This window comes from Acidobacteriota bacterium, from assembly GCA_038040445.1.
Taxonomy (GTDB): Bacteria; Acidobacteriota; Blastocatellia; order UBA7656; family UBA7656; genus Onstottus_A; species Onstottus_A frigus.
Window position 1 is genome coordinate 52,757 of record JBBPIG010000026.1, and the last position, 24,566, is coordinate 77,322.

18 protein-coding genes are annotated in these 24,566 nt (G+C 56.1%); 5 read left to right on the plus strand and 13 right to left on the minus strand.

Going from position 1 to position 24,566, the window contains the following annotated elements:
* Positions 1–54 precede the first annotated feature (54 nt).
* Together AABO57_23260 and AABO57_23265 are read right to left on the minus strand one after the other, a co-directional pair.
* A complete protein-coding gene (locus AABO57_23260) occupies positions 55–888 on the minus strand; it encodes an SDR family oxidoreductase (protein ID MEK6288647.1) in 834 nt (277 codons plus the stop codon).
* Between the two features lie 228 nt (positions 889–1,116).
* On the minus strand, positions 1,117–1,911 hold the full coding sequence (locus AABO57_23265) for an SDR family oxidoreductase (GenBank protein MEK6288648.1): 795 nt from the start codon (positions 1,909–1,911) through the stop codon (positions 1,117–1,119).
* A 575-nt stretch (positions 1,912–2,486) separates the two neighbouring features.
* On the opposite strand from AABO57_23265, the gene AABO57_23270 reads away from it, so the two are divergent.
* Together AABO57_23270 and AABO57_23275 are read left to right on the plus strand one after the other, a co-directional pair.
* Positions 2,487–6,014, plus strand: coding sequence for a TonB-dependent receptor (locus AABO57_23270; protein ID MEK6288649.1), 3,528 nt, complete (start codon positions 2,487–2,489; stop codon positions 6,012–6,014).
* Between the two features lie 212 nt (positions 6,015–6,226).
* Positions 6,227–7,576, plus strand: coding sequence for a serine hydrolase domain-containing protein (locus AABO57_23275; protein ID MEK6288650.1), 1,350 nt, complete (start codon positions 6,227–6,229; stop codon positions 7,574–7,576).
* Positions 7,577–7,831: 255 nt separating this feature from the next.
* Here AABO57_23275 and AABO57_23280 read toward each other — a convergent pair whose 3' ends face one another.
* The 5 genes from AABO57_23280 to AABO57_23300 form a co-directional block, all read right to left on the minus strand.
* Positions 7,832–9,367 (minus strand): amidohydrolase family protein, encoded by a 1,536-nt coding sequence (locus AABO57_23280; GenBank protein MEK6288651.1) that lies wholly within the window; start codon positions 9,365–9,367, stop codon positions 7,832–7,834.
* 99 nt (positions 9,368–9,466) lie between these two features.
* On the minus strand, positions 9,467–10,378 hold the full coding sequence (locus AABO57_23285) for a hypothetical protein (GenBank protein MEK6288652.1): 912 nt from the start codon (positions 10,376–10,378) through the stop codon (positions 9,467–9,469).
* Between the two features lie 194 nt (positions 10,379–10,572).
* Positions 10,573–11,841 (minus strand): cytochrome c, encoded by a 1,269-nt coding sequence (locus AABO57_23290; protein ID MEK6288653.1) that lies wholly within the window; start codon positions 11,839–11,841, stop codon positions 10,573–10,575.
* Positions 11,842–11,922: 81 nt separating this feature from the next.
* Entirely contained in the window at positions 11,923–13,257 is a 1,335-nt protein-coding gene (locus AABO57_23295; GenBank protein MEK6288654.1) for a thiol-disulfide isomerase, read from the minus strand.
* Positions 13,258–13,398: 141 nt separating this feature from the next.
* Positions 13,399–14,673 (minus strand): serine hydrolase domain-containing protein, encoded by a 1,275-nt coding sequence (locus tag AABO57_23300; GenBank protein ID MEK6288655.1) that lies wholly within the window; start codon positions 14,671–14,673, stop codon positions 13,399–13,401.
* Between the two features lie 335 nt (positions 14,674–15,008).
* Between AABO57_23300 and AABO57_23305 the strand changes: the two genes are divergently transcribed.
* The 3 genes from AABO57_23305 (at position 15,009) to AABO57_23315 (ending at position 18,894) form a co-directional block, all read left to right on the plus strand.
* Positions 15,009–15,326 carry an SdpI family protein gene (locus AABO57_23305; GenBank protein MEK6288656.1) on the plus strand — a complete coding sequence of 106 codons (318 nt, stop codon included), beginning with the start codon at positions 15,009–15,011 and terminating at the stop codon, positions 15,324–15,326.
* Between the two features lie 204 nt (positions 15,327–15,530).
* Positions 15,531–16,391, plus strand: a complete 861-nt coding sequence (locus tag AABO57_23310) for an alpha/beta hydrolase (GenBank protein MEK6288657.1) — start codon at positions 15,531–15,533, stop codon at positions 16,389–16,391.
* A gap of 181 nt (positions 16,392–16,572) precedes the next feature.
* Positions 16,573–18,894, plus strand: coding sequence for a protein kinase (locus AABO57_23315; protein ID MEK6288658.1), 2,322 nt, complete (start codon positions 16,573–16,575; stop codon positions 18,892–18,894).
* A gap of 221 nt (positions 18,895–19,115) precedes the next feature.
* Here the strand turns inward: AABO57_23315 and AABO57_23320 are convergent, their stop codons facing one another.
* The 6 genes from AABO57_23320 to AABO57_23345 all read right to left on the minus strand — a co-directional run bounded on the left by AABO57_23320 (position 19,116) and on the right by AABO57_23345 (position 24,534).
* On the minus strand, positions 19,116–19,949 hold the full coding sequence (locus AABO57_23320; protein ID MEK6288659.1) for a hypothetical protein: 834 nt from the start codon (positions 19,947–19,949) through the stop codon (positions 19,116–19,118).
* Entirely contained in the window at positions 19,921–20,085 is a 165-nt protein-coding gene (locus AABO57_23325; protein ID MEK6288660.1) for a hypothetical protein, read from the minus strand. Before AABO57_23325 ends, AABO57_23320 begins: the two co-directional genes overlap by 29 nt.
* 442 nt (positions 20,086–20,527) lie before the next feature.
* The gene (locus AABO57_23330; GenBank protein MEK6288661.1) at positions 20,528–20,737 is read right to left on the minus strand and encodes a hypothetical protein; all 210 of its coding nucleotides are present in this window, start codon (positions 20,735–20,737) and stop codon (positions 20,528–20,530) included.
* Positions 20,738–20,865: 128 nt separating this feature from the next.
* The gene (locus tag AABO57_23335) at positions 20,866–21,099 is read right to left on the minus strand and encodes a hypothetical protein (GenBank protein ID MEK6288662.1); all 234 of its coding nucleotides are present in this window, start codon (positions 21,097–21,099) and stop codon (positions 20,866–20,868) included.
* A gap of 108 nt (positions 21,100–21,207) precedes the next feature.
* Positions 21,208–23,802, minus strand: coding sequence for a carboxypeptidase regulatory-like domain-containing protein (locus AABO57_23340; GenBank protein ID MEK6288663.1), 2,595 nt, complete (start codon positions 23,800–23,802; stop codon positions 21,208–21,210).
* Positions 23,803–23,991: 189 nt separating this feature from the next.
* Positions 23,992–24,534, minus strand: coding sequence for a hypothetical protein (locus tag AABO57_23345; GenBank protein ID MEK6288664.1), 543 nt, complete (start codon positions 24,532–24,534; stop codon positions 23,992–23,994).
* Positions 24,535–24,566 lie beyond the last annotated feature (32 nt).

The window sequence follows — 24,566 nt, forward strand, 5'->3', positions numbered from 1 at the left end:
GGAATGAATGATGCGACTACGCCTATTTCCTTCGCACCAAATCTCGCGAGTCGCTTACACATAGGACCCGCCGGTCACCAGCAGGATATGTCCGGTTACATAATCGGCAAGCGGCGAAGCGAGGAATAACACCGGCCCTGCGGCCTCACCCGGGCTGCCCGCGCGACCTAGTGGGATAAATTGAGCGGCCATCTGGCGCATCTGTTCAGGGATGCCAAGCTCCACTTGCTTGCCCGCGCGTTCGATTGTCTCCTGCTTCTCCTTGGCTTGGGTGAGCCGCGTGTCGATGAAACCGTACGCGACCGCATTCACATTGACGTTGAAGCGGCCCCATTCTTTGGCGATCGTCTTTGTCACCCCGACGATCCCCATCTTGCCCGCGGAGTAGTTGACCTGGCCCGCATTCCCGGCTACGCCCGAGGTCGAAGAGACGTTTATAATCTTTCGCTGTACCCGCCTGCCTTCAGCGATCTCCTGTTTGGCTGCGTCGCGCATATACGGGGCCGCCGCGCGGATGATGCGAAACGGCGCGGTCAGATGCACGTCGATCATCGCGTACCATTGTTCGTCGGTCATATTTTGTATGACGGCGTCCCAGGTATAGCCTGCGTTGTTGACGATGACGTCGATTCCGCCGAAGGCTTCGGCGGCAGTCTTAACCAGCCGATCGGGAAACTCCACATCGGTGACGCTGCCAGCGCAAACGACAGCCTTGCCGCCAGCGTGAATGATTTCCTTGGCTGTCGCTGCCGCCACTTCCTCGTCGATATCATTGACCACAACCGAAGCTCCGTGATCAGCAAAGAGCTTCGCGATACTGCGTCCAATGCCGCGGCCGGAACCGGTAACGATTGCGGATTTGCTCTGAAGAAGTCTGTAATCTGACATCTTGTATCCCCTTCGATCGATCTGTGAGTCGCCACTGCGACTATTCGTAGCGCGTGATGATACACGAGGCAATGGGGAAGACGAAAGCAGATTGTACCGGCAGTAGATTGAAGCGGATTAGTAAGAACGCGCGATTGCTCACCGGCAGGCCCCTGGGAGCGCAGGCATCCCTGCCTGCTCGGCTTGCGCGAGAAGAGGCAGGCACGGATGCCTGCGCTCCCAAGGGCTTTACGTTATACAGATCCCGCCATCCACAGGGATCACCACGCCGTTAACATAAGCGCCGGCTCTTGACGCGAGATAGATAGCTACTCCAGCCATGTCCGGTGGGGAACCGATTCGCCCAAGCGGACAGTCGGCTTCAATCTGCTTCCGGAAATTATCGAGCAGCCATTTGGTCATCTGGCTTTCGAAGGGGCCGGGCGCGATTGCATTGACGGTGATGCCGCGCGGGCCGAGCTTTACGGCAAGCACTCGCGTCATATGGTGGACCGCGGCTTTGCTTGGAGCGTAGGCGTAGTTCTCGACGCTCGGCGCCTTGAGTCCATCGATCGAGCCAATGTTGATCACTCTGGCAGGATTATCGGGACGGGCGGCTTTCTCCAGTAGCGGTATAAAGTCCCTTGTAAGAAAAAAGACTGACTTGACGTTGGTGTCCATAACCTTATCAAAGCCGGATTCCGGATAGTCTTCCAACGGAGCACCCCAGGCCGCGCCGGCGTTGTTCACCAGAACGTGCAGCGCCCCCTCTCGCGCCGACACCTCGCGAACGAGTACCCCGCGCCCTTCGGTTGTAGACAAGTCAGCGGGAATCGAGACACACTGGCCTATCTTTGAGAGCGCTTCGGCCACGGCATCGCAAACTTCTTTCTTGCGGGATGATATGTAGACCTTCGCGCCAGCCTCGACGAAGCCACGCGCTATCATTAGCCCTATCCCGCGAGAGCCGCCGGTAACAAGAGCGACCTTGCCCTTGATCGAAAATAAATCTTGAACGTTGATCGCCTGATCGTGATCGCTCATTAGTCCTCCTGACCTTGAACTCGAGTGTTTTCGGTCTGCCTCATCGTCGACAAGCTTCAAGTGGTTCCCATGGCTTCCGCGGTCTGAAAAAAGAAGCAGCAAAATATAGCACACGCTTAGAAGCCCTGTGAAGTTTTGAGGATTGTTAAGGCTCTTCTTTTTTTCTGTTGCCGCCAGGAGATTTTCCCTGATTGACAACAGTAGGCACCTGCGATAATATGCCGCCCGACTGGCCGGTCGGGATCAGAGTCCGGGCCAGTATTTCGCAATTCTTCTTCTTACAGGCAAGTTTTTATCGAGTTTCTTTAGCGGACCTGCTCATGCTTTCAGGGGCGGATCCGCTGTGCCGGTGCAATTCGGGCCTGAGCTAACTTTCTGAAGTCGGCCTCTGTTAGCAATTTACCTGCGGATCTTAGCCTGAGGACTAAGCCCTTGGCTAAGGTCATTGAGCAACTCTCTTTTGCAGGATGAGAGGCGCTACTCTCACCCTTTCTCGCTAGGTCTCAGGCGGACACACGCCTGCAAAAAAAGGCGTCGCATCATCCTTCAATGGTGCAGCCACAAGGAGAAAGTCTATGCAGACTCACGTCAACCATTTATTCCGCTCGCTTGCGATGTTGGTCTTGTTGATGGCTATGGGTATCCAGGCCTTTGCTCAAAACGCGACTGGGGCGATCAAAGGAGTCGTTAAAGACCAAAATGATGCAGTAGTCACGAATGCTGCCGTCACCGCGACGAACAAGGCAACCGGCGCCGTCCGCACGATGAACGCCGGAGGTGATGGCATTTATGCGCTCGAGAGCCTCGTGCCGGGAGAATATGAAGTTAAAGCCGAGCATCAGGGATTCTCTACTCAGATTCAGACGCTGACTGTGGAGGTCGGCGCCACCACGACCGCCAACTTCTCAATGACCGTCGGCGTAGTTACCCAGGTCGTCGAGGTGACTGCCGAGGCCCCGGTCATCAACACAACCGATACCGTTGTCGGCGGCGTTATCAGCCGGCATCAAGTCGAGAACCTGCCTACGAACGGGCGAAGTTTTCTATCGATCGCGTTGTTGGAGCCCGGCGTATCGGTGAATTACAACGCCAACTCCGGAGTTGCCAACCCCAATAGCTACTTCACCGTCTCGGTGGGAGGAGCCCCTTCCCAGATGACGCTGATTTCTGTCGATGGAGCGAGGGTCAACGACCGCATAACCGGCGGCACTTCGCAGAATTTCTCCAGTGAGACAGTGCAAGAGTTTCAGATCAGCACCACAGCCTTCGACCTCTCCACTGGCACCGTCTCGGCGGGGGCCGTGAACATCGTCTCCAGAACCGGGACCAACAAATTTCACGGGAGCAGCTTCTTCTTTTTCCGCGACCACAATATGGCCGCGTTCCCGGACCTTAAACGCCCGACCGAGTTCTTGGCGAACGGTATAACTCGCCGCAACATACTATGCACAGATCCTGCGTCTGAAGCTTGCAAGCGTGCCCTGGACCCCTTCTTTGTGCGGAGACAGTTTGGAGGCACCATCGGGGGGCCAATCAAGAAGGACAAGATCTTCTTTTTTGCCAACTACGAGCGTAATGACCAGGTGGGGGCGCGTACCATTACCTTTAGCGATGCGGTCCTTTCCGGGTTCAACCATGTCGCGCAGCAGCCCCAGGATGGCCATCTCCTCGGCGTTCGGCTGGACTCTACAATAAACCAGAAGCACACCGCCTATCTGCGAGGCAACATCGATGCCAATGATGGTATAGCTGGGACCAACCTGGAGTCGTCGTGGATCGCTTCCAGCAATTTCGCGTACCAGACCCAAATGGGTCTGACCAGCGTTTTAACGCCAACCGTGGTAAACGATTTCAGGTTCGCCTACTCGTATTTCAGAAACTTCCTCTCTCCGCCGACACTCGCGGAGTGTGAGGCTCTCGGTGGAGGCCCTGGCTCGTGCTTCGGCGTAGGCGGCCCTCGAATTACCTTTTTTGGCGGGCTTTTGATAGGAAACGATCCGAATGCTTTGCAGAATCGCCACCCGCGCACCTTCCAGTGGACAGACAACGTCAACTGGACAAAGGGGTCCCACCGTGTGCGCTTCGGTGGCAACTGGGAACATAGCTACTCCCATGGGGGCTGGGGTCGCAATTACGAAGGAACGTTTGTAGCCTTCAGCCCGACGCAGATTCTGGGCAATCCCGGAACTTTCGGTTCGGCGAATATTCCCGCGAGCTTGCTGACCGGGGGGACGGGTGCAACCTTCGCGGACCTGCTGAAGCTCCCAATGACCGGCAACCTGAGCATGGGAGTCGGGAGCCCGGGCCAGCCTGCCCCTTACAACTACGAGAAGGCCACTGGGAACAATCTCGTTCGCTTCTACATTCAGGACGCCTGGCAGATGTTTAAGGGATTCACGCTCAACTACGGATTGGGTTGGTCGTTCGAGGATAAGGTCTTCTACCACGACCTTGATTTCCCGCCTTCCGGCTACCTGACACCGCTGTTCGGAAATGACTCGGGCAAGGTTCCTCAAAGGTACAAGAACTTTGATCCTGCCTTGGGATTTGCGTGGGCGCTTGGTAACGATCAGAAGACGGTTGTTCGCGCGAGCGCATCTCTTCATCACAACTCCCAAAGCGTGAACTTCTTCAGTCTCGAGCAGCGGAAAATCTTGGGTCCGGCGGGTAACGGACTGCAGCAGGTCACCAGCGTATCGCTGCCGAACCCCGAAAACCCGGCGGGATTTCTAAACTTCACCGCTCCCACTAACTGGACAGTTGGCGACATGCTCAACTATCTGGCAACGGCCAGGGGCCTGTTCCTGGCCGCCCTGCCATTTGACGGAAAGGATCTTGCGTTCCGAGGTGTTGATACCAAAAAGGCGGTTGTCGATGCTCAATTCCTGGATGCGATCTACAATAAGGACTCCGCACGGACGCCCTACACCATACAGGTCGATCTCGGCTTGCAACGCGAGGTAATGCATAACCTTTCGGTTTCGGCTGACTTTGTGATGCGGCGGGGAGTCGGGTTCGGATCTGGACACTCGGGATTCGATCAAATGTTCCCTGACCTCAATCTCTGGAACAGGTTCGTTCCCAACACCTATTCACTTTCCGCCAACGGGACCGCCAATCTTGCCACTCTTGTTCGAAACCCGGTTATTCCGGCCTGTACGGCAGCACAAAATCTGTTGGCACGGACAAATCCGAGAGCCTTTGCAGCGATCCCATGCTCAAACGGAGAAATCCAATATGGGATGCCGGGAATTCTCTCCAAGTATCAGGCCCTGCAGATAAAGGTGGACAAGCGCTTCTCTCATGGCGTCCAGTTCGGGGCGGCCTACTCCCTCTCCCGTTACAAGACGTGGTCGGGCCGGGTCATCGACAACACCGACTTTCACAAAAGTATCGGCACCAGCACTACCAACCCTAGACACCGCTTTACGGCCAGTGGAATCTGGGAGTTGCCCAAGTTAAAGGGCGGCGAGAAATGGATGCGAGGCATCCTGAATGACTGGCAGGTGTCAACGATTGTGCAAATGGCAACTGCGGCTCCGGTTTCGGTCAACATAAGCGGGGGTAACGCCTCTTTCGGCGGAATTGGCTTTGGTGGCTTTGATATCGAAGGGGACGGTACCTTTACGTTCCGCCTCCCCGGTTCAACTATCGGCTCATTCGGCCATAACCTGAGCCCTAATGACATCAGGCGGCTAGTGAACGAATACAACGCCACCTACGCGGCGCCGCAGAACACGCCGTTGACGGGTATTCCGAAGGGCCCGCAGCGCGATATCATCGGTACCGCGTTCCCGTTTATTGTCTTACCGCAGAAATTCGCTTTTGGCGACAGCTTCATGACGCACGATCTCCGCGTGACGCGCGTCATCCCGATTCGTGAAAACATCAGGCTCAACTTGATCGCGGAGGGCTTCAACATCTTCAACATCGCGAACCTGACCGGTTTCAGCGGTACTCTGGATCAATGGATTCGGCCCACCGCAACGGCACCCGGTCGTAACCCGGATTTCAACTTTGGTCAGCCTACCGGCCGGGTCAATTCGATTTTCGGCTCCGGCGGCCCCCGCGCATTCCAGTTCGCTGCGAGGTTGAGCTTCTAGGCTAAGCCTTTTAATCGGGGCGGCGGGGAGACTCTCCGCGCCGCCCCGCTTCAGAAAACCCGCACGAAGTCCCTTATCTCCGCACCATTGAAAAATGACATCGGACCACGTGGGCATCGGATCGTTCGAACCAACAAAATGGGGTGGGGATCGACCATGTTGAGATACGCCATCCAGCAAAGGACAAACAAACTTGCGAGAAAGAGGCTGACATGAAACGAATTACGGTCTTATCGCTGATCGCCACAATGTTCTTCACGTTCACCATCGGAGATGGCCGAGTGGTCGCGCAGTCAGCAAAGCCGGGGCTGCCAACAGCCAGACCAGAGCAGGTCGGGATGTCAGCCGAACGGCTGGCGCGCATTCGCAAAGCGATGCAGCGCTATGTGGATCGCGGGCTGGTTCCCGGCGTGGTCACGCTCGTGGCCCGGCGCGGCCGCGTGGTCAGTTTCGATGCGATCGGTTATCGCGATGTTGAATCCAAGGCTCCGATGACCACTGACACCATCTTTCGTATTGCGTCGATGACCAAACCCATTGCCTCCACCGGTCTGATGATGCTGTACGAAGAAGGACACTTTCTGCTTTCTGATCCGATCTCAAAGTTCCTTCCCGAGTTTGACAACATGAAGATCGCGCAGGCCGCGCAGCCTTCAGCAGGTAAGGACGCGCCTTACAACCTCGTGCCTGCAACGCGGCCGATCACTTTCAAACACGTTCTGACACACACGGCCGGATTCCCGAATAACTATCGGGGAATCACTCGGGCGGAGTTCACAAAGAACTACCCGCGGAAGAACACGAACGAAACCATCGTCGATGTAGTGAAGCGGCTCGCCACGATGCCGCTCAATTTCAATCCGGGCGAGGCGTGGGAGTACGGCCCGGCGACCGATGTCGTCGGCCGCCTCGTTGAAGTCATTTCCGGCATGACGCTTGACGAGTATCTGCGCAAGAGAATTTTCGAGCCGCTGAAGATGAGCGATACCCATTTCTATCTCCCAGCGGCCAAGCTGAATCGTTTCGCCGCGAACTATCAACCTGACGCTACGAACGGGAATAAGCTCAAGCTGGTCGAGGCGCCCAACGCCGAGAGCCGATACGTCAAAGAGCCGCACAACTACTTTTCCGGCGCGGGCGGTCTGGCTTCGACTGCGGCTGACTATCTCCGGTTTCATCAGATGATGCTCAACGGCGGAGAGCTTGACGGCGTGCGCATCCTGGGCCGCAAGACGGTCGAGTTGATGACGACCAATCACATCGGCGATCTGCCGGTCTGGTTGACGGGACCGGGCTTCGGTTTCGGCTTGGGTTACAGCGTTGTCAAGGACATCGGCGTGACGGGCCAGGCTGGTTCGGCGGGCGCTTACGGCTGGGGAGGCGCGTTCTGCACCTATTTCCAGGTCGATCCGAAAGAGGAGCTGATCGGCATCGTTATGACGCAGGTGCGGCCTTACGACCACCTGAACATCCGCCAGGAGTTTATGGCGCTGGCCAATCAGTCCATCGTCGATAGCGCCAAACCCGGGTCGCTGACTGCGAGCCGTGCCCCGATGCGTTGAGGGCGAATCGCGGAAGGATGACAAGCAACAAAGAACAAGTACAACCCCGGCCCCCATGGCGAGAGTGCGATCGGGAGGCCAGACGCGGGATGAGATGCTGGCAGGCTATTTTAGAACACTCGATAGATAGCCAAAATCTCACACGAGAAACGGCGAAGGCAGGAGGGGCGGCTTCCAAATAATCGTGGAAGTAGGAAGACAGCCGCGCCAAAGAAAGCACGAATCTGTGAAGAACCGGTGTCCGTTCGTAGCTAGCTAGCCGTCGGCTCGCACCCAACCGTAAGCTCTGTTTGAAGCCTGGCCACCCTCCTCTTTGTAAACCTTTTTGAATTTCGTCAGCGCGTCCGCGGGCAGACCATTGCGCTTTGCCTTCAGGTCTACCTTGTAGAGCTTCGCGGCGTTCAATCCGAGGATCCTGGATCTGTCTTCCCTGGTCAGCTTCTTGTAGCCGAACTTCTCGCACATCTCGTCGGTGAATTGAAATCGCTTGAAGAGATCTATCGCCCATTGCGGTGAACCCCACCACAGGCAATCCGTTCCCCAGATGACATGATCGGCGCCGTAGTTTTTGATGTTCTTCCCCATAAGGTGCTGGCACATCGCTGGATTCTCGACGGCGAGCAGCCCGAACGACGATCCGATTTCGCAGTAGACATTGCTGATCTTCGGATTCCTCTCCTTGATGTCCATCAGCACGTTGTGCCACAAGAAGTCGCCGGTGGTCGCGTTGAACTCGTTGTCAGCGACGTAATTCGGCTCGTTTGGCCCGTGCTTCAACGCCGAGTGATAGATCACAAAAGTTAGATCGGGATTCTGAAGCGCGGCCTTCTCCACGTCCTTGGGGTTGGCCAGGTGTCCCAGAGTGCGCGACTGATAAGAGAAGCCCTTGTGGACGCTGAACAGCCTGAGCCCCAACTGCCGTGACTTCTCATAGAATTTCGCCGACATGTCATCATCGAGCTGGAAGCCCCCGCCGCTCGATCCGGGATCGGTGTGACAATACCATTTCCACGAGTCGATTCCGTAAAGCTTCACCTCGCGCTCCATCTGCTCCCAAAGTGCCGGCCAATCGGGCTGGTTTTTTACCTTGTCCCAATAGTGGTTTGGCGCGCAGTTGCCCTGAGAAAGGGAGCGCTGGCAGCCGGCCAGTTCGTTGAGGTCTTTCTTGCGCTTGGCCATCAACCAGCTCGGCAGCGCGGTGCGGCTTCGGTCGGCGCCCTCGAGCACCTTGCCGTCCACGCCCCGCTGCTTCTCTTTAGTCGGCACGCCGCTGATCACGATCATGCTGGTTTCGCTGTCGAAGAATATCTCTTTCACGAAGTTGTGAAAGCTGTAGGCTTCTGCGTCGCCTTTCAGGTTGAAGCCCATGTTCTTGAGGAACTCATATTGGCGAAACCCACCGCCGGAGCCGGCGCGACGTTCCACTCCCAAATCGTAGGAGTTGGTGAAGTGAGTTTGAACGTCGAGGATAAAGTAGTCGCCCTTCGGCCATTTTTCGGACGTCGCCGCGGGCTCGAAAGCCTCTGCCGCATCAACCTCCCAATAATCGCCATGTACCGCGTTCATGGCGAGCACCGCAGTCGCAAACCCCATGGACGAACGCATGAAGTCGCGGCGGTTCATTCCCAGCCGCTTAGCATTCTCCGCGCCCCATTTACCGATCAGGTGCTCGACCTGTTGCTGCTTCTTGCTCTGGGGCCGCGGGAGGATCTCTTCATTCGACACGACCTGAGTCGGTATGGGCGAATCAACTCCCTTCAACTCATCGCGCTTGTATTTCGGTATCCACATGGCATTTGCCTCCTGTTTGAGGTTCAGAGTTCAAGCTTTAGCTTGCCCCCCCACGAACGGCAGGCAACCTAAAGGTTGAACTCCGAACCGGCATTCGGACTATTTGCTGACCGCGACTCTGGCATAGATCGCACTGCCGAGCCGAACGAAAGGTCCGCCGTTCTCCGACAGCTCTTCTGTAACGGTGAATGAGTGCGCGGCGACGATCGAGATGACTCGCTTCAAAAGGAGCGTCTGTCCTTTCACCTTGATGGGATCGACGGTGAAGCGGATCGAGATTGGGCTGCGCCAGTCGGCCTTACTTTGAATCTGAATGCCGTTGGCGATGCGCTCGGAGAAAGTCATCATCTTGGTTCCGTCATCGAAAGTGATCACGGCGGTTTCAGCGAAAGCCTTGCCGTCAGCTTTTCCTTCGGTGCGCGCATCGAGAGACTTACCATCAGGCAGAAGTGTGAACGTAGTCGTTCCTTCCCTGGGCGCGGGCCCTAGCGCGCTCTCACGGCCGATCCAGTTGAAGCTCCATTGCCCGACAAAGTAACTGATTGACTGTTTTTGCTGCGGCTGGGGTACCTCTCGCCTGGGCTGCGCCGGAGGAGGCTGCGATTGCTGCTGCCCCGGGGGCGCGTCACCACCTCGTTTCATGTCGAAATCGAAACCGTAGGTCTGCCCGCCGAACTCGGCTTCGCCCTTTCCCTTCATCGTGTCGCCCTGCACAACGAAGTCGTAGGTGATGGCCACATTGCCCTGCGGCGTCTCTATTTCAGTCCTGGCGGTCACCTTTTCGCCTTCCAGCTTGATGTCCTTGAGAGAAGCATCCATGCCTGGCCGCAAGCCTGTGATGGTACCGGTGTACTTCTCGCCTTCCTTTTTGAAAGTGGCCACAGCCGCTTGCCTCCCTTGTAGCCCTTCGACGGTGCCGACCCAACGGCCCTCCAGCCGGACGGGTGACTGGCCCGGCGTCGCGAAACATTGAGTCAAAATCATCGCTACAACAACGAGTGCTCTACGCATTAACTCCATCCTCCGAGTATAAAATGAGATTCCTGGGAGCGCAGGCATCCTGCCTGCCTTTGATCCCGTTAACCAATTGTTTTCTTTTCGAGCAACGCCATGCAGGCAAGGATGCCTGCGCTCCCAAGTACAGAAACGGGCGGCCCTCCCGCACGGAGACCGCCCGCTATGTTCTCGAACGTCGCCACCCGATCTCACTTGGCCGAAGGCGATTTAGCGACGGCCGTCTCGCGCTGTTCAGCATCACGGGTAAAACTGAACCAGCCTATCATCATCTCTTCCCAGGTCTGATCGCCCCAACGCACTTCCTTGGTCGGATCCGGATTGAATTTGTTCTTAGTCGAGTTGTCAAAGTGCGCCACACAATCCAGTCGCGTCCCCTTGGGAAGCGCGATCGGTTTCTCCAGCACGTAGGTCAACTGCCAGTTGAAGTCATACTTCGGCACGCTGAGCAGGACCTCTGAACGGCCATCCGGATACACTGCTGTGTAAATAAAATCCTTTCCGCGGAAATGCATATGCGGCATGAAAGACGTCAGATGCACGTCCTCTTTGAACGTAGTTGATGACTTCACCTCGTGGCTGGCCTCTCCCGGCGGAATAACAAAGCGCGCGTTCAAGGCATTGCCCGTAACCAGCGTCCGAGTCGGAGGCTCCTTGGTGAAGACCAGCCCGATGCTCGTGCGGTCTTTTGTCGCTTCCCCGTTTGTCGTGTAGTGCATTTGGAAGACTATGCTCGAGCCCGCTTTGATAAGCCGCGCAGTGCCGGGACTAAAGACCACGCCGGTCTTGTTTGGTGTGATACCTCCCAACTGGCCCCTGCCCTGCTGCGACTCACCTCCGCCGCCCCCTCGACGCGTGGTGGCGCCAGCTTCCTGAACGAAGGCAATAACGTGATGCACCACGCCGCGGTTGCCGGGCCTGATCTCCATCGCCTGAACCCACTTGTCCTCTTTGAAGCCGGTGGGGATCGTGAAGTAACGGTAAGGCACAGTTCCGTCGGCGGGAATCGAGTGCTCTTCCTGCATGGCGAGCACGACGTCGGGCTTGCCGATCGTCCAGCCCTCTACGAACTTCGGCGTCGGCGGCATGTCCTTGTCGTCACCCTTGGGCGAGCCCGCATCAACCCATGCCACTATCGTATCGATCTCTTTTTGAGAAAGACTCGCGTCATTTGAAAACTTTCCGTAGTGCGGATCAGCAGACCAGGGCGGCATCGAGCGCTCCGCCACGCGTTGCCGGATAGACTTGGCCCACGGGCGCACCTCTTGATAGTTGAGCAGAGACATCGGAGCGATTTCGCCCGTCCGGTGACACTCGATGCAGCGCTTGTAAAGAATCGGAGCGACGTCCTTGGTGAAAGTCGCGCTGGTTTTAGCAGGCCCGCTCGCAGAGGCTCCAATCACCAGGAGCAAGCTTAGCCCTGCGATAACGGCCCCCAATTTGAGTAAGCGCATTTTCATACACCCTCCTACGAAGAGTTCGGATTGTTGTTAGTCGGCACGAACCGCGCAATGCCGGGCGCGGTCCGTGCCGTTGAAGGTTTACTTGGACGCGGTTTCGGTCCGGAGATTTTGACCATCCATGGTGTAGTCCAACCACCCGATCATCATCTCCTCCCACGTCTGCGGACCCCAGCGAACTTCCTTGGTCGGGTCAGGATTGTATTTGTTCCGTTCGGAGTTGTCGTGGTGCGCGACGCACTCGATGCGGCTGCCCTTTGGCGCGGCGACCGGTTCCTTCATGAAGTAAACCAGTTGCCAGTTGAAATCATACTTCGGCACTTTTAGCAGGATCTTCGAAGTGCCGTCTGGGTACACCAGCTTATACTCGAAGTCCTTCCCGCGAACATGCATGTGCGGCATGAAGCTGACGATGTGAGAGTCTTCCTTAAAGTTAAAGGTCGCTTTTGATTCGTAGTTCGGGTCGCCGGCCGGGATCACCAGATTGCGAGACACCGCGCCGGTTGTGATTACCCGCTTCTCGACCGGACCCTTTGCGAAGTAGACACCTATGCTTGTCCGATCCTTACTGGCCTGTCCGTTTGTCGTGTAGTGCATCTGGAAAATGAGCACGGAGCCTTTCTTGATCAGCTTGGCGTGGCCCGGGCGGAGGTTCAGAGGAGTCATCCCTGGCGCCCAGCCAAGCAGCATTCCGTCCTGAGTGTTACCTCTGCCGCCGGGCTGATTCGATTGCTGAGCAGTTCTTGCTTCGCCTTCGCGGTTGGCGGCTGCGCCAAGGTTGATCTCGCCCGCCGGCGGCAACGGTCCCTGACCAGGTTCGCGCACGCTGACGATCACGTGGTGCACCACGCTCGGATCACCTCGCTTGATCTCAGCAAACTGAACGTACTTGTCTTCGGTGAAGTTGGTGGGCACCACGAAGTGCCTATAGGCAACCACACCGTCCGCGGGCACGCTCGCTTCCAGAGTCATCGCAAGCTCAACGTCCGGCTTCCCGAACTTCCAACCTACATCCGGCAATGGCGGAGCGGCCGGCCGATCCTTTACGTCTCCCTCTTTAGCTCCGGCGTCAACCCAGGCGACGATGGTGTCAATCTCCTTCTGGGAGAGACGGCGGTCGTTGGCGAATTCGCCGTGTTGCGGATCAGCGAGCCAGGGCGGCATCCGGCGCTCAACGACGACCTCGCGAATCGACTTCGCCCAGGGACGAACTTCTTTGTAGTTGAGCAGCGACATTGGAGCGATTTCGCCCGGCCGGTGACACGCGGCGCAGTTCTTGTACAGAATCGACGCGACATCCTTGTTGAAGGTGACTGAGGATGGCGGCTTGTCGCTAGCGCTTGTCGACAACTGGAATAGGAAGACCACGGCCAACAGCAGCCCCGCAGTCAGGCAAAGTCCGCTGGTGCGTTTCATTTTCTCTCCTCTTCTTAAGCGATGACTGAAGTTTTGATTCCACTGATCTCGCTGAACCAGCGAGATGTCCTCTAACTGTTTGTCAACTCTAGCCCTAAGTCGAGCGGTTGTCAATTGAACTATCGCATTGTTGACTAACCACTAATCCGAAATAGCCTGATAAGCGAGTTGCCGGAACTGGGTGCCGTACGTCAGATTCGTGTGGGGCAAAATCTGAATCATGAAAATTCCGATCATCTGCTCCTTGGGATCAATCCAGAAGCGCGTTCCCGCGGCGCCTCCCCAAAAGTACTCGCCCGCCGAACCAATCACTCCGGTCTTCCCGGCGCTGTGACCGACTGCCATTGTGAAGCCGAAGCCGTAGCCCTTTGGCAGCAGGCCGCCGCGCGGCATCTCCCCAAGGTGGTCTGAAGTCATCAACTCAACCGTCTTGCGGCTCAACAGTCGAACGCCGTCAAGCTCCCCTCCGTTGAGCAGCATCTGGCAGAACCGCAAATAGTCCGAAGCGGTTGACACCGATTGCGAGCCGCCGCCGAAATTCACCGCGGGCTTGAGGTAAGAGCTTTGCGCAGGCGTGGTGTTGAGCTTGATGGTCCCACCATCGGCTGGCGCGTAGAGTTTCGAAAACCGGCTCGCCTTCTCAGCCGGCACCGTATAGCCTGTGTCGACCATGCCCAACGGTTTGAAGATCCGTTCTTCGAGGAACTTGTCGTAGGGTTTGCCCGAAACGACTTCGACCAGCCGCGCCAAAACATCCATCGAGAGGCCGTACTCCCACATCGTCCCCGGTTGATGTACCAGCGGCGCCTGGCTGATCTTTTTGACCATTTCGCCGATTGTTTGATCGGTGGAGTTGGTCCCGAGCTTTTCATAAATGAATTTACCTTCCGCGTCTGCGGGCCCTCGGTAATCGATCCCTGAAGTGTGCCGCAGCAGATCGAGGATCGTGATCTCACGCTGAGCAGGAACGCTGTAACGCGTCTTCTTGCCGGTCTGCGGATCGGTTTCGACAACCGCAACCTTCATGTTGGCAAGCTCGGGAAGATACTTGGAGACCGGATCGCTGAGGTAGAACTTACCTTCCTCGTATAGCAGCATCACCGCGACGCCGGTGATCGGCTTGGTCATCGAGTACATGCGGAAGATCGTGTCCTTGCGCATGCTGACCCCGGCCTCTTTGTCCTGAAATCCGTAGGTCTCGAAATAGCCCACCTTGCCTCGGCGCGCGATCAGGCCGATCGCCCCGGCGATATGTCCCTGGGCTACGTGTTCCTTCATCACCGCATTGATGCGATCGAGACGTTCGTTGGAAAGCCCTGTTCCGTTTGGCGCGACTGAGCGAATTCCCTGACCAGCAGCGCCAACCGCCAAAAGTACAACCGCAAAAATCGACATCACGCGAGTAGACGGCTTCATGAGTTTCTCCTTCCGTAACAATTCTTGCTCCTCCGATGTGCTACCGAGAGATGATTCCACCAAGTAAGGCCACGATCTGGCTGCTGCCTTCGATTTAGAGTTCTTTTGAGATGGTTCAAGCGCAGCGGCCAGCCGCTGCGGTTTTATATCAGCAAAAGCAAGAGTGTCAAGCGCGAGGTCCGGCGGGTGCATCAGGGAACTTCCAGCTCGCAAAGATTATGCTTGACGCCTGCGCGCATCCTGGGCTTTAATTCGGACCGAGAAGGCGGCCCCTTCCTCAAAGTGAATCTGAAAGGCAGTTGCTGTTTCAAATGTTGATCTACGGATATCTCTTGATGACGAGCGATATCGTGCTGATTCTGGGCGGCGCGACTATGTATTGGTTTTCCCCCAGGCTTAGACGCCACTGGGCCCTCGGCTATGGTTCGCCGCGATCGATGGTCAATGACGCCACCTGGCAGACAGCAAACAGATTTGCCGGGGCAGCCCTTGCAGTCCTGACGCTGACTGCGATGTCACTCCAGGTTAGCCTGTGGAGCGTGATCGAGTTGAATGATCTAGCCCAAACACTTTCGCTGGCATTGACTCTATCGCTCCCATTCCTCGCAATGTATTTCACCGAAGTGTATCTGGCACGGGTCTTCAGAAACTAATCCCGAAGCATAGATCCGCGAAGATGGTGGCCTGTAACATGCGCTTCACTAGTCAATGAGTGGGGTATCCGCGCAAATCCGCCGAATCAGTCTCACCCGTGGTCTATGCGGCGGTGGCAAATGCGATTCTTACGAACCCATAGACCACCCATGACCGCGGGTTTGACGGATTCGCACCGATTTCGCTTCAAATTGGAGGAACCGTTGGAGCCCATTTCACACTACTATTACTCGCACCGCTTAAAGCTGCACTTCTGGGATTGGGGCAATGAAGGCAAGCCCGCGCTCATCCTGGTTCACGGCGGGTTGGATCACGCTCGCAACTGGGATTGGGTCGCCCGAGCGCTACGCACGCAGTTTCACGTCTATGCAATCGATCTTCGCGGGCACGGCAATAGCCAGTGGGCTCCCGGAGCGCTCTACAGCATAGCCGAGCACGTGCTTGACCTCTCGGCACTCGCCGACATCATCAATGCCTCTCCCATCTACCTGGTCGGCCATTCGTTGGGCGGGATCGTCACCCTGTTCTATTCCGGCGTCTACCCGGATCGAGTAAAGAAAGCGATCTCGATCGAAGGCCTGGGCCCGCCCACCAACCATCGCATATTCCGGCCTGCCTCGGAACGAATGCGCAACTGGATCGAAGCGATTCGACAGACCGAGCGCCGTGACCCGCACAGCTACCCGAGCCTCGATTCAGCGGTCGCCCGAATGAAAGAAGCCAACCCGCATCTTTCAGATGAAGTAGCCCGGCATCTGACGCTTCACGGCACTAACTGGAACGCCGACGGTTCGCTGGTGTGGAAGTTCGACAACTATGCGCGGCCGTTCGCGCCTTACGGTCACAACCGGGAGGACTTCGTCGAGATAATGGGCCAGATCACATGTCCGGTCTTGTTGTTCTGGGGAATGGAAAGCTGGGCGCCCGATCCTGAATCGGACGGCCGCGCTCAGGTCATCAAGAACCAGCGTCTGATCAAAGTCGCCGGCGCCGGTCACTGGGTCCACCACGATCAGTTGGAGGTATTCCTAACAGAGACGATGAAGTTTCTCCTCGAGCCCTGAGGCCGCGACGCTGGGCGCCAGAACACCGCCCCTTCTTCAGCACTATTTGGCTCTTTTCTCTCATCCCAAATTGCGTATAATTGAGCGTTGAAGATTCCTCGGGTAAGACCTTGACTTACCGCTCTTGAGCCTTCCGCGGGTCTCAGCGGCCTGACGATGAATATCAAGGCGTGACACCTGGATGATATCTCAAAGCATCTCCCACTACCGCATCATTGAAAAAATCGGCGCAGGCGGAATGGGCGAGGTTTATCTAGCTGAAGACACGCGCTTGGGCCGCAAGGTCGCCTTAAAAGTGCTACCCGCTCAATTCACCAAGGATGAGAGCCGGTTGCGCCGCTTTGAGAAGGAGGCGCGGGCCACTTCTGCGCTCAATCACCCCAACATCCTTACCGTTTTTGAAGTCGGCCAGACCGAAGACCTGCATTTCATCGCCACAGAATTCATAGAGGGCAAGACGCTGCGTCAATATGCTGCACTCACAAGAATCGAGTTGAGCAAAGCGCTGGATATCAGCATCCAAGTTGCGAGCGCACTATCGGTAGCACATCAGGCGGGTATCGCGCATCGGGACATCAAGCCCGAGAATCTGATGTTACGAGAGGATGGCTATGTAAAAGTGCTCGACTTCGGGTTGGCAAAACTGATCGGGGAAAAAGGCCCAACAACCGACACGGAAGCCGCAACTATCGCCAAGGCCGACACTGCCCCGGGCACAGTTATGGGGACAGCAAACTACATGTCGCCGGAGCAGGTGCGAGGACTGGAAATCGATCCGCGCACTGACATCTTCAGCCTGGGTGTGGTGCTTTATGAGTTGATTGCCCGTCGCCGGCCGTTTGATGGCCCGACACCGACAGACGTGATCGTCGCAATAGTGGCCAAGGAACCTGCGCCCCTCGGTCAGTTCGCGCCAAATGTTCCAAACGAGTTGGAGCGTATTGTTACCAAGGCGCTCGCCAAGGATCGCGAAGAAAGGTATCAATCAGCCAAAGACTTGCTAATTGATCTCAAGCGATTGAAGCAACGTTTAGAGGTTGAGGCTGAAATCTCACGTAGCTTCCCATCAGGAATCGAACGGCAGAGTTCGGGGGAATTGCCGAAGCTTCTCCCTTCGATTGCCGTGTTGCCGTTCGCAAACACGAGCGCAGACCCTGACAACGAGTATTTTTGCGAGGGGCTTGCCGAAGAATTGATAAACGCGCTGGCAAAACTCGACGGGTTGCGGGTGATGGCTCGCACTTCTGCCTTTTCGTTCAAGGGCAAGAATGCCGACGTACGCGAAATAGGCATGAAGCTGAATGTGAGCAGTGTTCTTGAAGGAAGTGTGAGAAAAGTTGGAAATCGGTTGAGAATCATGGCGCAACTCATCAACGTGGCTGATGGCTACCATATTTGGTCAGAACGGTACGATCGCCAGATGGAAGACATATTCGATATTCAGGATGAACTGTCGCTTGCCATTACCAACGCGCTGAAAGTCAGATTGCTCGACACCGAAAGAGCTGCGCTGCTCCAGCGCCGCATAGACAACCCGGAAGCCTATCGGCTGTATCTCCTGGGACGGTTTCATCTCAATAAGTACACGGAAGAGGGGTGCAAGAAGGCCGTCGAATACTTTGAGCAGGCAATTGGGATCGAGCCCGGCTACGCGCCGGCTTACAGCGGGCTCGCGGATTCCTACAGAAGGCTCTGGATCTTTGGCTATATTCCTCCGGACAAGACGGTGCCGCAGTGGAAGACAGCGGCGGCAAAAGCTCTCGAACTCGACGACACCCTGGCCGAAGCTCACGTTTCTCTGGCGTCGCTCAAATGTCTCTATGATTGGGATTGGCGCGGAGCTGAACTCGAATTCAAGCGCGGCATCGAGTTGGATCCAAACAATCCTCTAGCATATCAGAATTATGGCTACGTTTTCATAGCGCGGGGGCAGATGGAAGAAGCATTGGCGCAAAGCCGTCGCGCGCTCGAGCTTGATCCACTCTCGATGACACAGAACACGCATATGGGATATATCCTAGCCTACGCCCGGCAGTACGATCGAGCTCTAGAACGAGGACGCAAGATTATCGAAATCGAGCCTCGGCATCACGGCGGTTATACTCTCATGGGGTACGCATATCGAGCGAAAGAGATGTACAACGAAGCCTTAGAAGTTATCCAGAAATCTATTGCTTTGGGCGGCGGAGCGGTGGCCATGATTATCGCTGCAGGCAGTTACGCAGGAATGGGAAAGCTCGACGAGGCGCGCCAGGGACTCGACAAACTACTGGCGATACGACAGCAAAAATATATGCCCGCATATTTCATAGCGTCGATTTACTCAGCGCTTGGAGATACAGATAGGGCATTCGACTGGCTGGAAAAGGCCTATGAGGAGCACAACGGTTTTCTGGTTTTCCTGAAGGTACAGCAGTCCTTTGACCGCCTGCACTCAGACCCCAGGTTCAACGAACTATTGCGGCGCATCGGATTGCCGCTTGAGACTTCCGTCTCTCGCTAGACGGCGATATTCGCGTCGAAAAGCCGCGAGCGTCGCGCCATCTACGTGGCCTAGCGGAATGACGGGCGCACCCGAACGCTCAACTGACGAGGCGCCCCGAGTGCGTGCCCTCAAACGGACTCCCGAAGTAATAAGCGAACCGCCTATCCATAAGGTTCAACACGTCAAACTCAACGCTAGCCCGACTCAGGTTTGACACGGCCTTAACGCCTGAAAACTCTTCAGTGAGTTAGCAGCTTGCTGAGATCCTTCTCAAGCCCGGTTAGACGATAAACCCCAGCTTCGATTCGCGCGGCATATCCCTCATCCACCAACGCGTGGTTGCCGAGCCCGGCATCGGGGCGCGATAGCCCGGTCACACGCGCCAACTCCCCGGGAACGGTCAGACCCGCCCCTTGTAAGAACGCGCGGGCTATCTCGCACAGCGCCTCGCGACGCGACACCTTTGTCGATAGCTCGTGGGGAAAGCGTCCTTCTGCCAGCGTCCAGATGTAAGTGAACGTCGGTTCGTAAAGGACCTCTGACGGAATGACTTTCATCGCGCGTTGAAGCTCGTCGATGGCTCGCGTGAACCGCGCGCGATCGGTCACCCCTGACTCCGCTCGAAGGTCCCGAGTCCCCATCTCCCATTCGCGGCGAAGGGTTTTGAGAATCGCGCGCGCGCCGGGCGAAAGCAGCTCGGATTCTTTTCTTCGCGGAACTCCCCACAGCACGTTGAAGTGCGGAATGAGTCGCGGCGCTATGAACGTCGACTTTCGCTTCACTAGCTTCGCATAGTAGACACGGCCGCGACGCAAGGCCTCGTCTTTGATGTACCACGCGAGACTCGCTTCGGGGTCCTTCTGAACGTTGCGCGGCATGTAAGCGTCGCGGCGGCCACAGACTGCGATGTAAAGCGAAGGTCCGGGTCTCCGCGAGTCGGTCAACGTCGCGCAGAAGCCCAACGATTCGACAAACTGTTCAGCGCGCACGACGTCCTCGACTCGAAGCTCCGGCATCCGGCGCCACGTCTTGTCGCGATACGCTTCAAACTCTTCTGGAAGGATATGAATCATCGGAGGCAGCGAAGGACCCGGCGGCCAGGAGAATGGCCTCGCCGGGCACGGGTACTCCCGCGTTTTCCAGCATCACGCCGAAGAAGACCACCCAGTAGCCGTATCGTTGGAAGTAGGAGAGGAGGGTTGAGAGCATACCTCGTTGATTGCGGACTGACCGACAGATTGGTTGCGCTATGGCTGCCTATTGAAACCAGCCTGAACAAAGTCGTCATCAAAAGTAAACGCGATACTAGCACCGAGCCGCTTCATCACTATGAAAGATATGCAATCCGTCAGAGAGAAATCCTTGTCCTGATGTTGTTGGAAGTACTGCCACCCTTCGTAGAATAGCGCCTAATCAACATGAACTAGCTCGACGGAAGTGCTAACCAAAAGATTGTTCCCAACCTGAACCGCCTTTGCATGATGCCCTCGACTATTGAAATAGGTAACAACCTCATCGAAGACATAGGATGTCGTCACAAATGACGGAGGCGACTGAATGATGGTTTGCCAGTGCTGTTTGGCCGCCAGATGGTTTTGGTCTTTCGCTAATTCCAGGGCTAACAAATAGCTCGTATCAAGGAAGACTTTGCTCATCGTTGATAGATGTACCGGTCATGTTCCACCGAAGCATCAGTTACATCGTCGTCGATTGGATCTTGGCCAAGCTGAAGGATGGGGTCATTCGCAGGAAGAGGAACGATTACAATCAGACCGTTTTCCTTCCTGATCTCCACTTCCTTGATGCCTTCCAGAAGCCGTTTGGGAATGAGTAGACCTTGATCGGTTACTTCTGTTCTCATAGATCCCTCTCAGCGGAAGTTTATAAGAGCGCATTATAGCACATCTATCTGAAGCCGCCCCCGAGGCTCCGCTCCCCGGTCCTGTTTGTCCAGCATTCTGCGTCAGCAGGCACGTGATCAAGCTTCAACTATGAGGAGCGTACAGCGAGAAGTTTTTTGCGGACTGCAGTCGAGAACTCAACAAAAACGAAATGGCTCTTGTCATAGAGGTAGTCCTCGCCGCTCTCATCGACGATGCGTACTAGATCATCCTTGGCTGCCGTTGGATCCGGTATCACGGGATAGACTTTGCTGAGAATCAGCGACATCTTGTATCCACTGTCGTCAACGCATAACACAAATTCTTTCGTCGATGGCTTCATTATTCTTCCAATAGGCGCGCTTTTCGATATCGGTGGAGGTGGGTCTCTGGTGTAGAGCCCACAAAACCAGCCTCGCCGACGGTGATGCCCACGCGCGAAACGAAAAACCTAAAACCTGAAACCCAAAGTGAGCTGCGTGCGTCGCGCCGGCCGCGAGACTACCGGCAGGCCGAAAAACGGCGAGCTGAGGTTTCCCACGAAGCCAGCGTAGTTAGTCCGATTCAGCACATTGAAAGCAGCGACAGCGAGAGTAATGGCCGGACCTTCGTCTTCTCCTTTCTTTGGCTCTTTCAAGCTGAGCTCTTTGGCCCAACGCAGATCGAGAGTAGCCGCTCCCGGGCCCTGCAGACTATTGCGACGCACGCCCGCTGGCCGGTCGTTAGCCAGGTTGTCGCGATTGTCATCACGCCCGGTCGTGAGGCTGTATGGTCGGCCGCTGGTGAGCGCCAGCGTCATCCCCAGATTCAGCCATTCGCCGGCTTTCATTGTACCCAGCAGGTTGAACCGATGGCGCTCATCGAAATCGGCGCGCGACCACTCGCTCGTCAAATCATAGTTGTTGGCCGGCCGCGAATTGATTCCGCCGGTGTTGTTGTAAGCCCTCCCAAGGTTGTATTGGATAGTCCCGTTAAAGAATCGGCTGATCTTACCGCGCAACATCAACTCCAATGCGTGCGTCTGTGAATGACCCGTCGATTCCACCTGGCGCAGCACGCCGATAGCCGGATCCGGCCGCTCAACCGAGGACGGCAGCGGCGCATTGATATCGCGCGAACGAAACAGCTTGCTCCCGCGCGTATTGATGTAAGTGGCCGTTGCCGTCAGCGATTTGTTGAGTTGTCGCTCCAGACCCATGGTGAATTGAAAGGTATAAGGCGAGCGCAGATTGGGAGCGAACCGGACGATGCTAACGGGTTGCGCTGCAAGCGTGCCCCCGGACGAGAGCGGATCCGGATAACCGGGATCGGTAATATTCACCTGGCGTAATCTGCGGCCGTCAAAGCGCAATCTATCGCCAATTGGACCGGCGCCGGTGCGGTCATAAAAGATCCCCGCCCCGCCCCGCAAAACTGCTTTACGTTTCTTATCCGGCGCGTAGGCGAACGAGAGCCGCGGCGAGAAATTATTCTTGTCGCCCAAATAATTCTGCTTGTCGTAACGCAAGCCCGGCGCGATCGAGAAGTTTGGCCGCACCAGAATATTGTCCTGCACAAACAAGCCGAATTCCTTTTGCCAGAACACCAAATAACCGTCGCCCTGGTTGATGGAAAACAGGAAGGGCCGGTTGTTCAAATAGTCTTCCACTGTGGAGAAGGAAAAGGTGCCGCCAAAGTTGGTCCGGTCACTCAATCCGCGACGGCTGATGTCCGGAATGTTGAGTCCGCTTTTTACAAAGTGTTTGCCATGATTCCACGACAGGATCTCGTTAAGCTGGACGTGGTTTTCGGTCGCGCGCCGATCCGCCTGGCTGCCTCCCCCGGTAAAGGCATCGGGTACGACCAATCTGGGAATGCCCGGCCGCTCGCTGCGCGTCACGTTGTTATCGGTCCCGGCGCGCAAGGTGAATTCATTGACCAGACTGGGCGAGATGATCAGGCGATGGTTGAAAAAAAGCTGGTGCTCGCGGCCATTCGAATTGGTGGCTACTTCAGGAAGATTGAATCCGCCGACGCCGCCATTCCTGGTTGAGTCAACGGTAAACTCATAACGAACCGAGAAGGTCGTTCTTTTGCTCGCCTGATGGTCGATCCGAAAAGACAACTCGGTATCCCGGTTTGGATTGGCCACATTTGCGGAAAACACGCCCGCCGGTGTGCGGGCGAAGACCACCGATTGTAAATCTTCTTCTTCCCTGTCGACGCTGAAAAAGAACGAGGTCTTTTCGCCGCGGCCGAGTGGGCCGGTCAAGGCGCCTTCAAAGATGCGCCGCTGCTCGGGCGGGCGTTCGAGCGCGAAGGCGTTGCGCGCATCGAGCCGAAAATCGCGAAAGATGAAGTTGAACTCGCCGTGATATTCCGGTTCACCGGGTTTGGTAATGACTTCGATCCGCCCTCGTCCCGGCCGGGCGAATTCAGCCGAGTAAGGGTTCTGATTTATCCGCACTTCCTTAATCATCGAGGCCGGGACCTTCCTGGTTGTCTCGAGGCCATCGACCAGAACCGTCGGACCGCCCGATCCAGTCGAACTGGCGTCCACAAGGTTCGCCACGCTGGAAATGATGTCATTACCCAACACCGGCAGGTTTTTTAGCGCCTCGCGATCCAGCTTGATGACACCCAGGTTTTCTTCCGGATTTGTGTTTGCTTGATTGGGCCTATCAGCGACGGCAATCTCTTCGCGCACGTCAGCGATCGGCAACGTAATTTCGAGCGGAGCCGTTGGTTTCGCGCCAATCGTAAGCTGAGTTGTCGTCGGCTTGAATCCATCTTTTCGAATCTCGAGCTCGTAATTGCCGCTCGGCAGGCGCGGGAACCGAAACTCGCCTTTTTGATTGGTTGTCTTTGATTGTTCGGTGCGTTGATCATCTCGCCGAAGAGTAACTTTGGCCTCGGCGATCACTGCCCCGCTCGGATCGATCACAACGCCTGAGACCTCGTACGACTGAGGCGGACTCTGGCCGGGGACCGCGATCGCCGCGATGAGCATTAGCACCAGACAACTTGGTATCCGCCGCGCCAAGCTTTCTTTTGTAGTACGCCGCATTTCGTTATTCTCGCAGTGACCTTTGAACTGCAGATTCAGCAGCGAAATGCTACGGGTGAGTTCAAGAATAGTTGATCCGGCTTCTGAAAACCAAGCGGTTTGAGGACGCCCGACAAAACTTCAGTCCGTTGCAGGTTCTCAACGCCATCAGCCGGACGGCGACAAACTGAAGTTGTCGAACACTGTGACCTAAGGCTTCTTCGTTTTCGGCGCCTTCTTACGCTCAGGTTTCTCTTCGTTGTCGTCCTGGTCATTTTCAACGGTGATCAATTTCCCATCAGGCGCTACCTTAATTTCGGACATCTTACCCGCCCTGGTCACATGTGCTTCATAGGCTTCGATCGTGTTGTTTTTGGTGATGGACTCAACGAAGGTGATCTTTCCCTTGCCGGCGTCCTTTTTGATCGTCGCTTGAACTTCCGCCGGGAGCGAAGCCAGGGCGACTTCTTCTTCAATTTCCACCACTGCCCCTGAGGAATCAATGAGCACGTCTTTCTTGTGACCATTGACCTTCAGTTCGGCCTCATAGAACGTCTGTCCGTCTTTGACCTCTTTTGCGAGACCGCGCAGAGTCGCACCTTTGCTCTGTTCCTGAACGGTCTTGCGGACGGCTTCAGGAAGGTCCTTCATCTTCACAGGCTTTTCGGAGTTCTGAGCGAAGGCGTTTGCGCTAAACACCAGGCTCAGGCCAAACAGAAACGCGGTTGCGGTCCTTACACGTGGTGTCATCATGTGAATCTCCTTTCGATTAACTCAAGTACCTG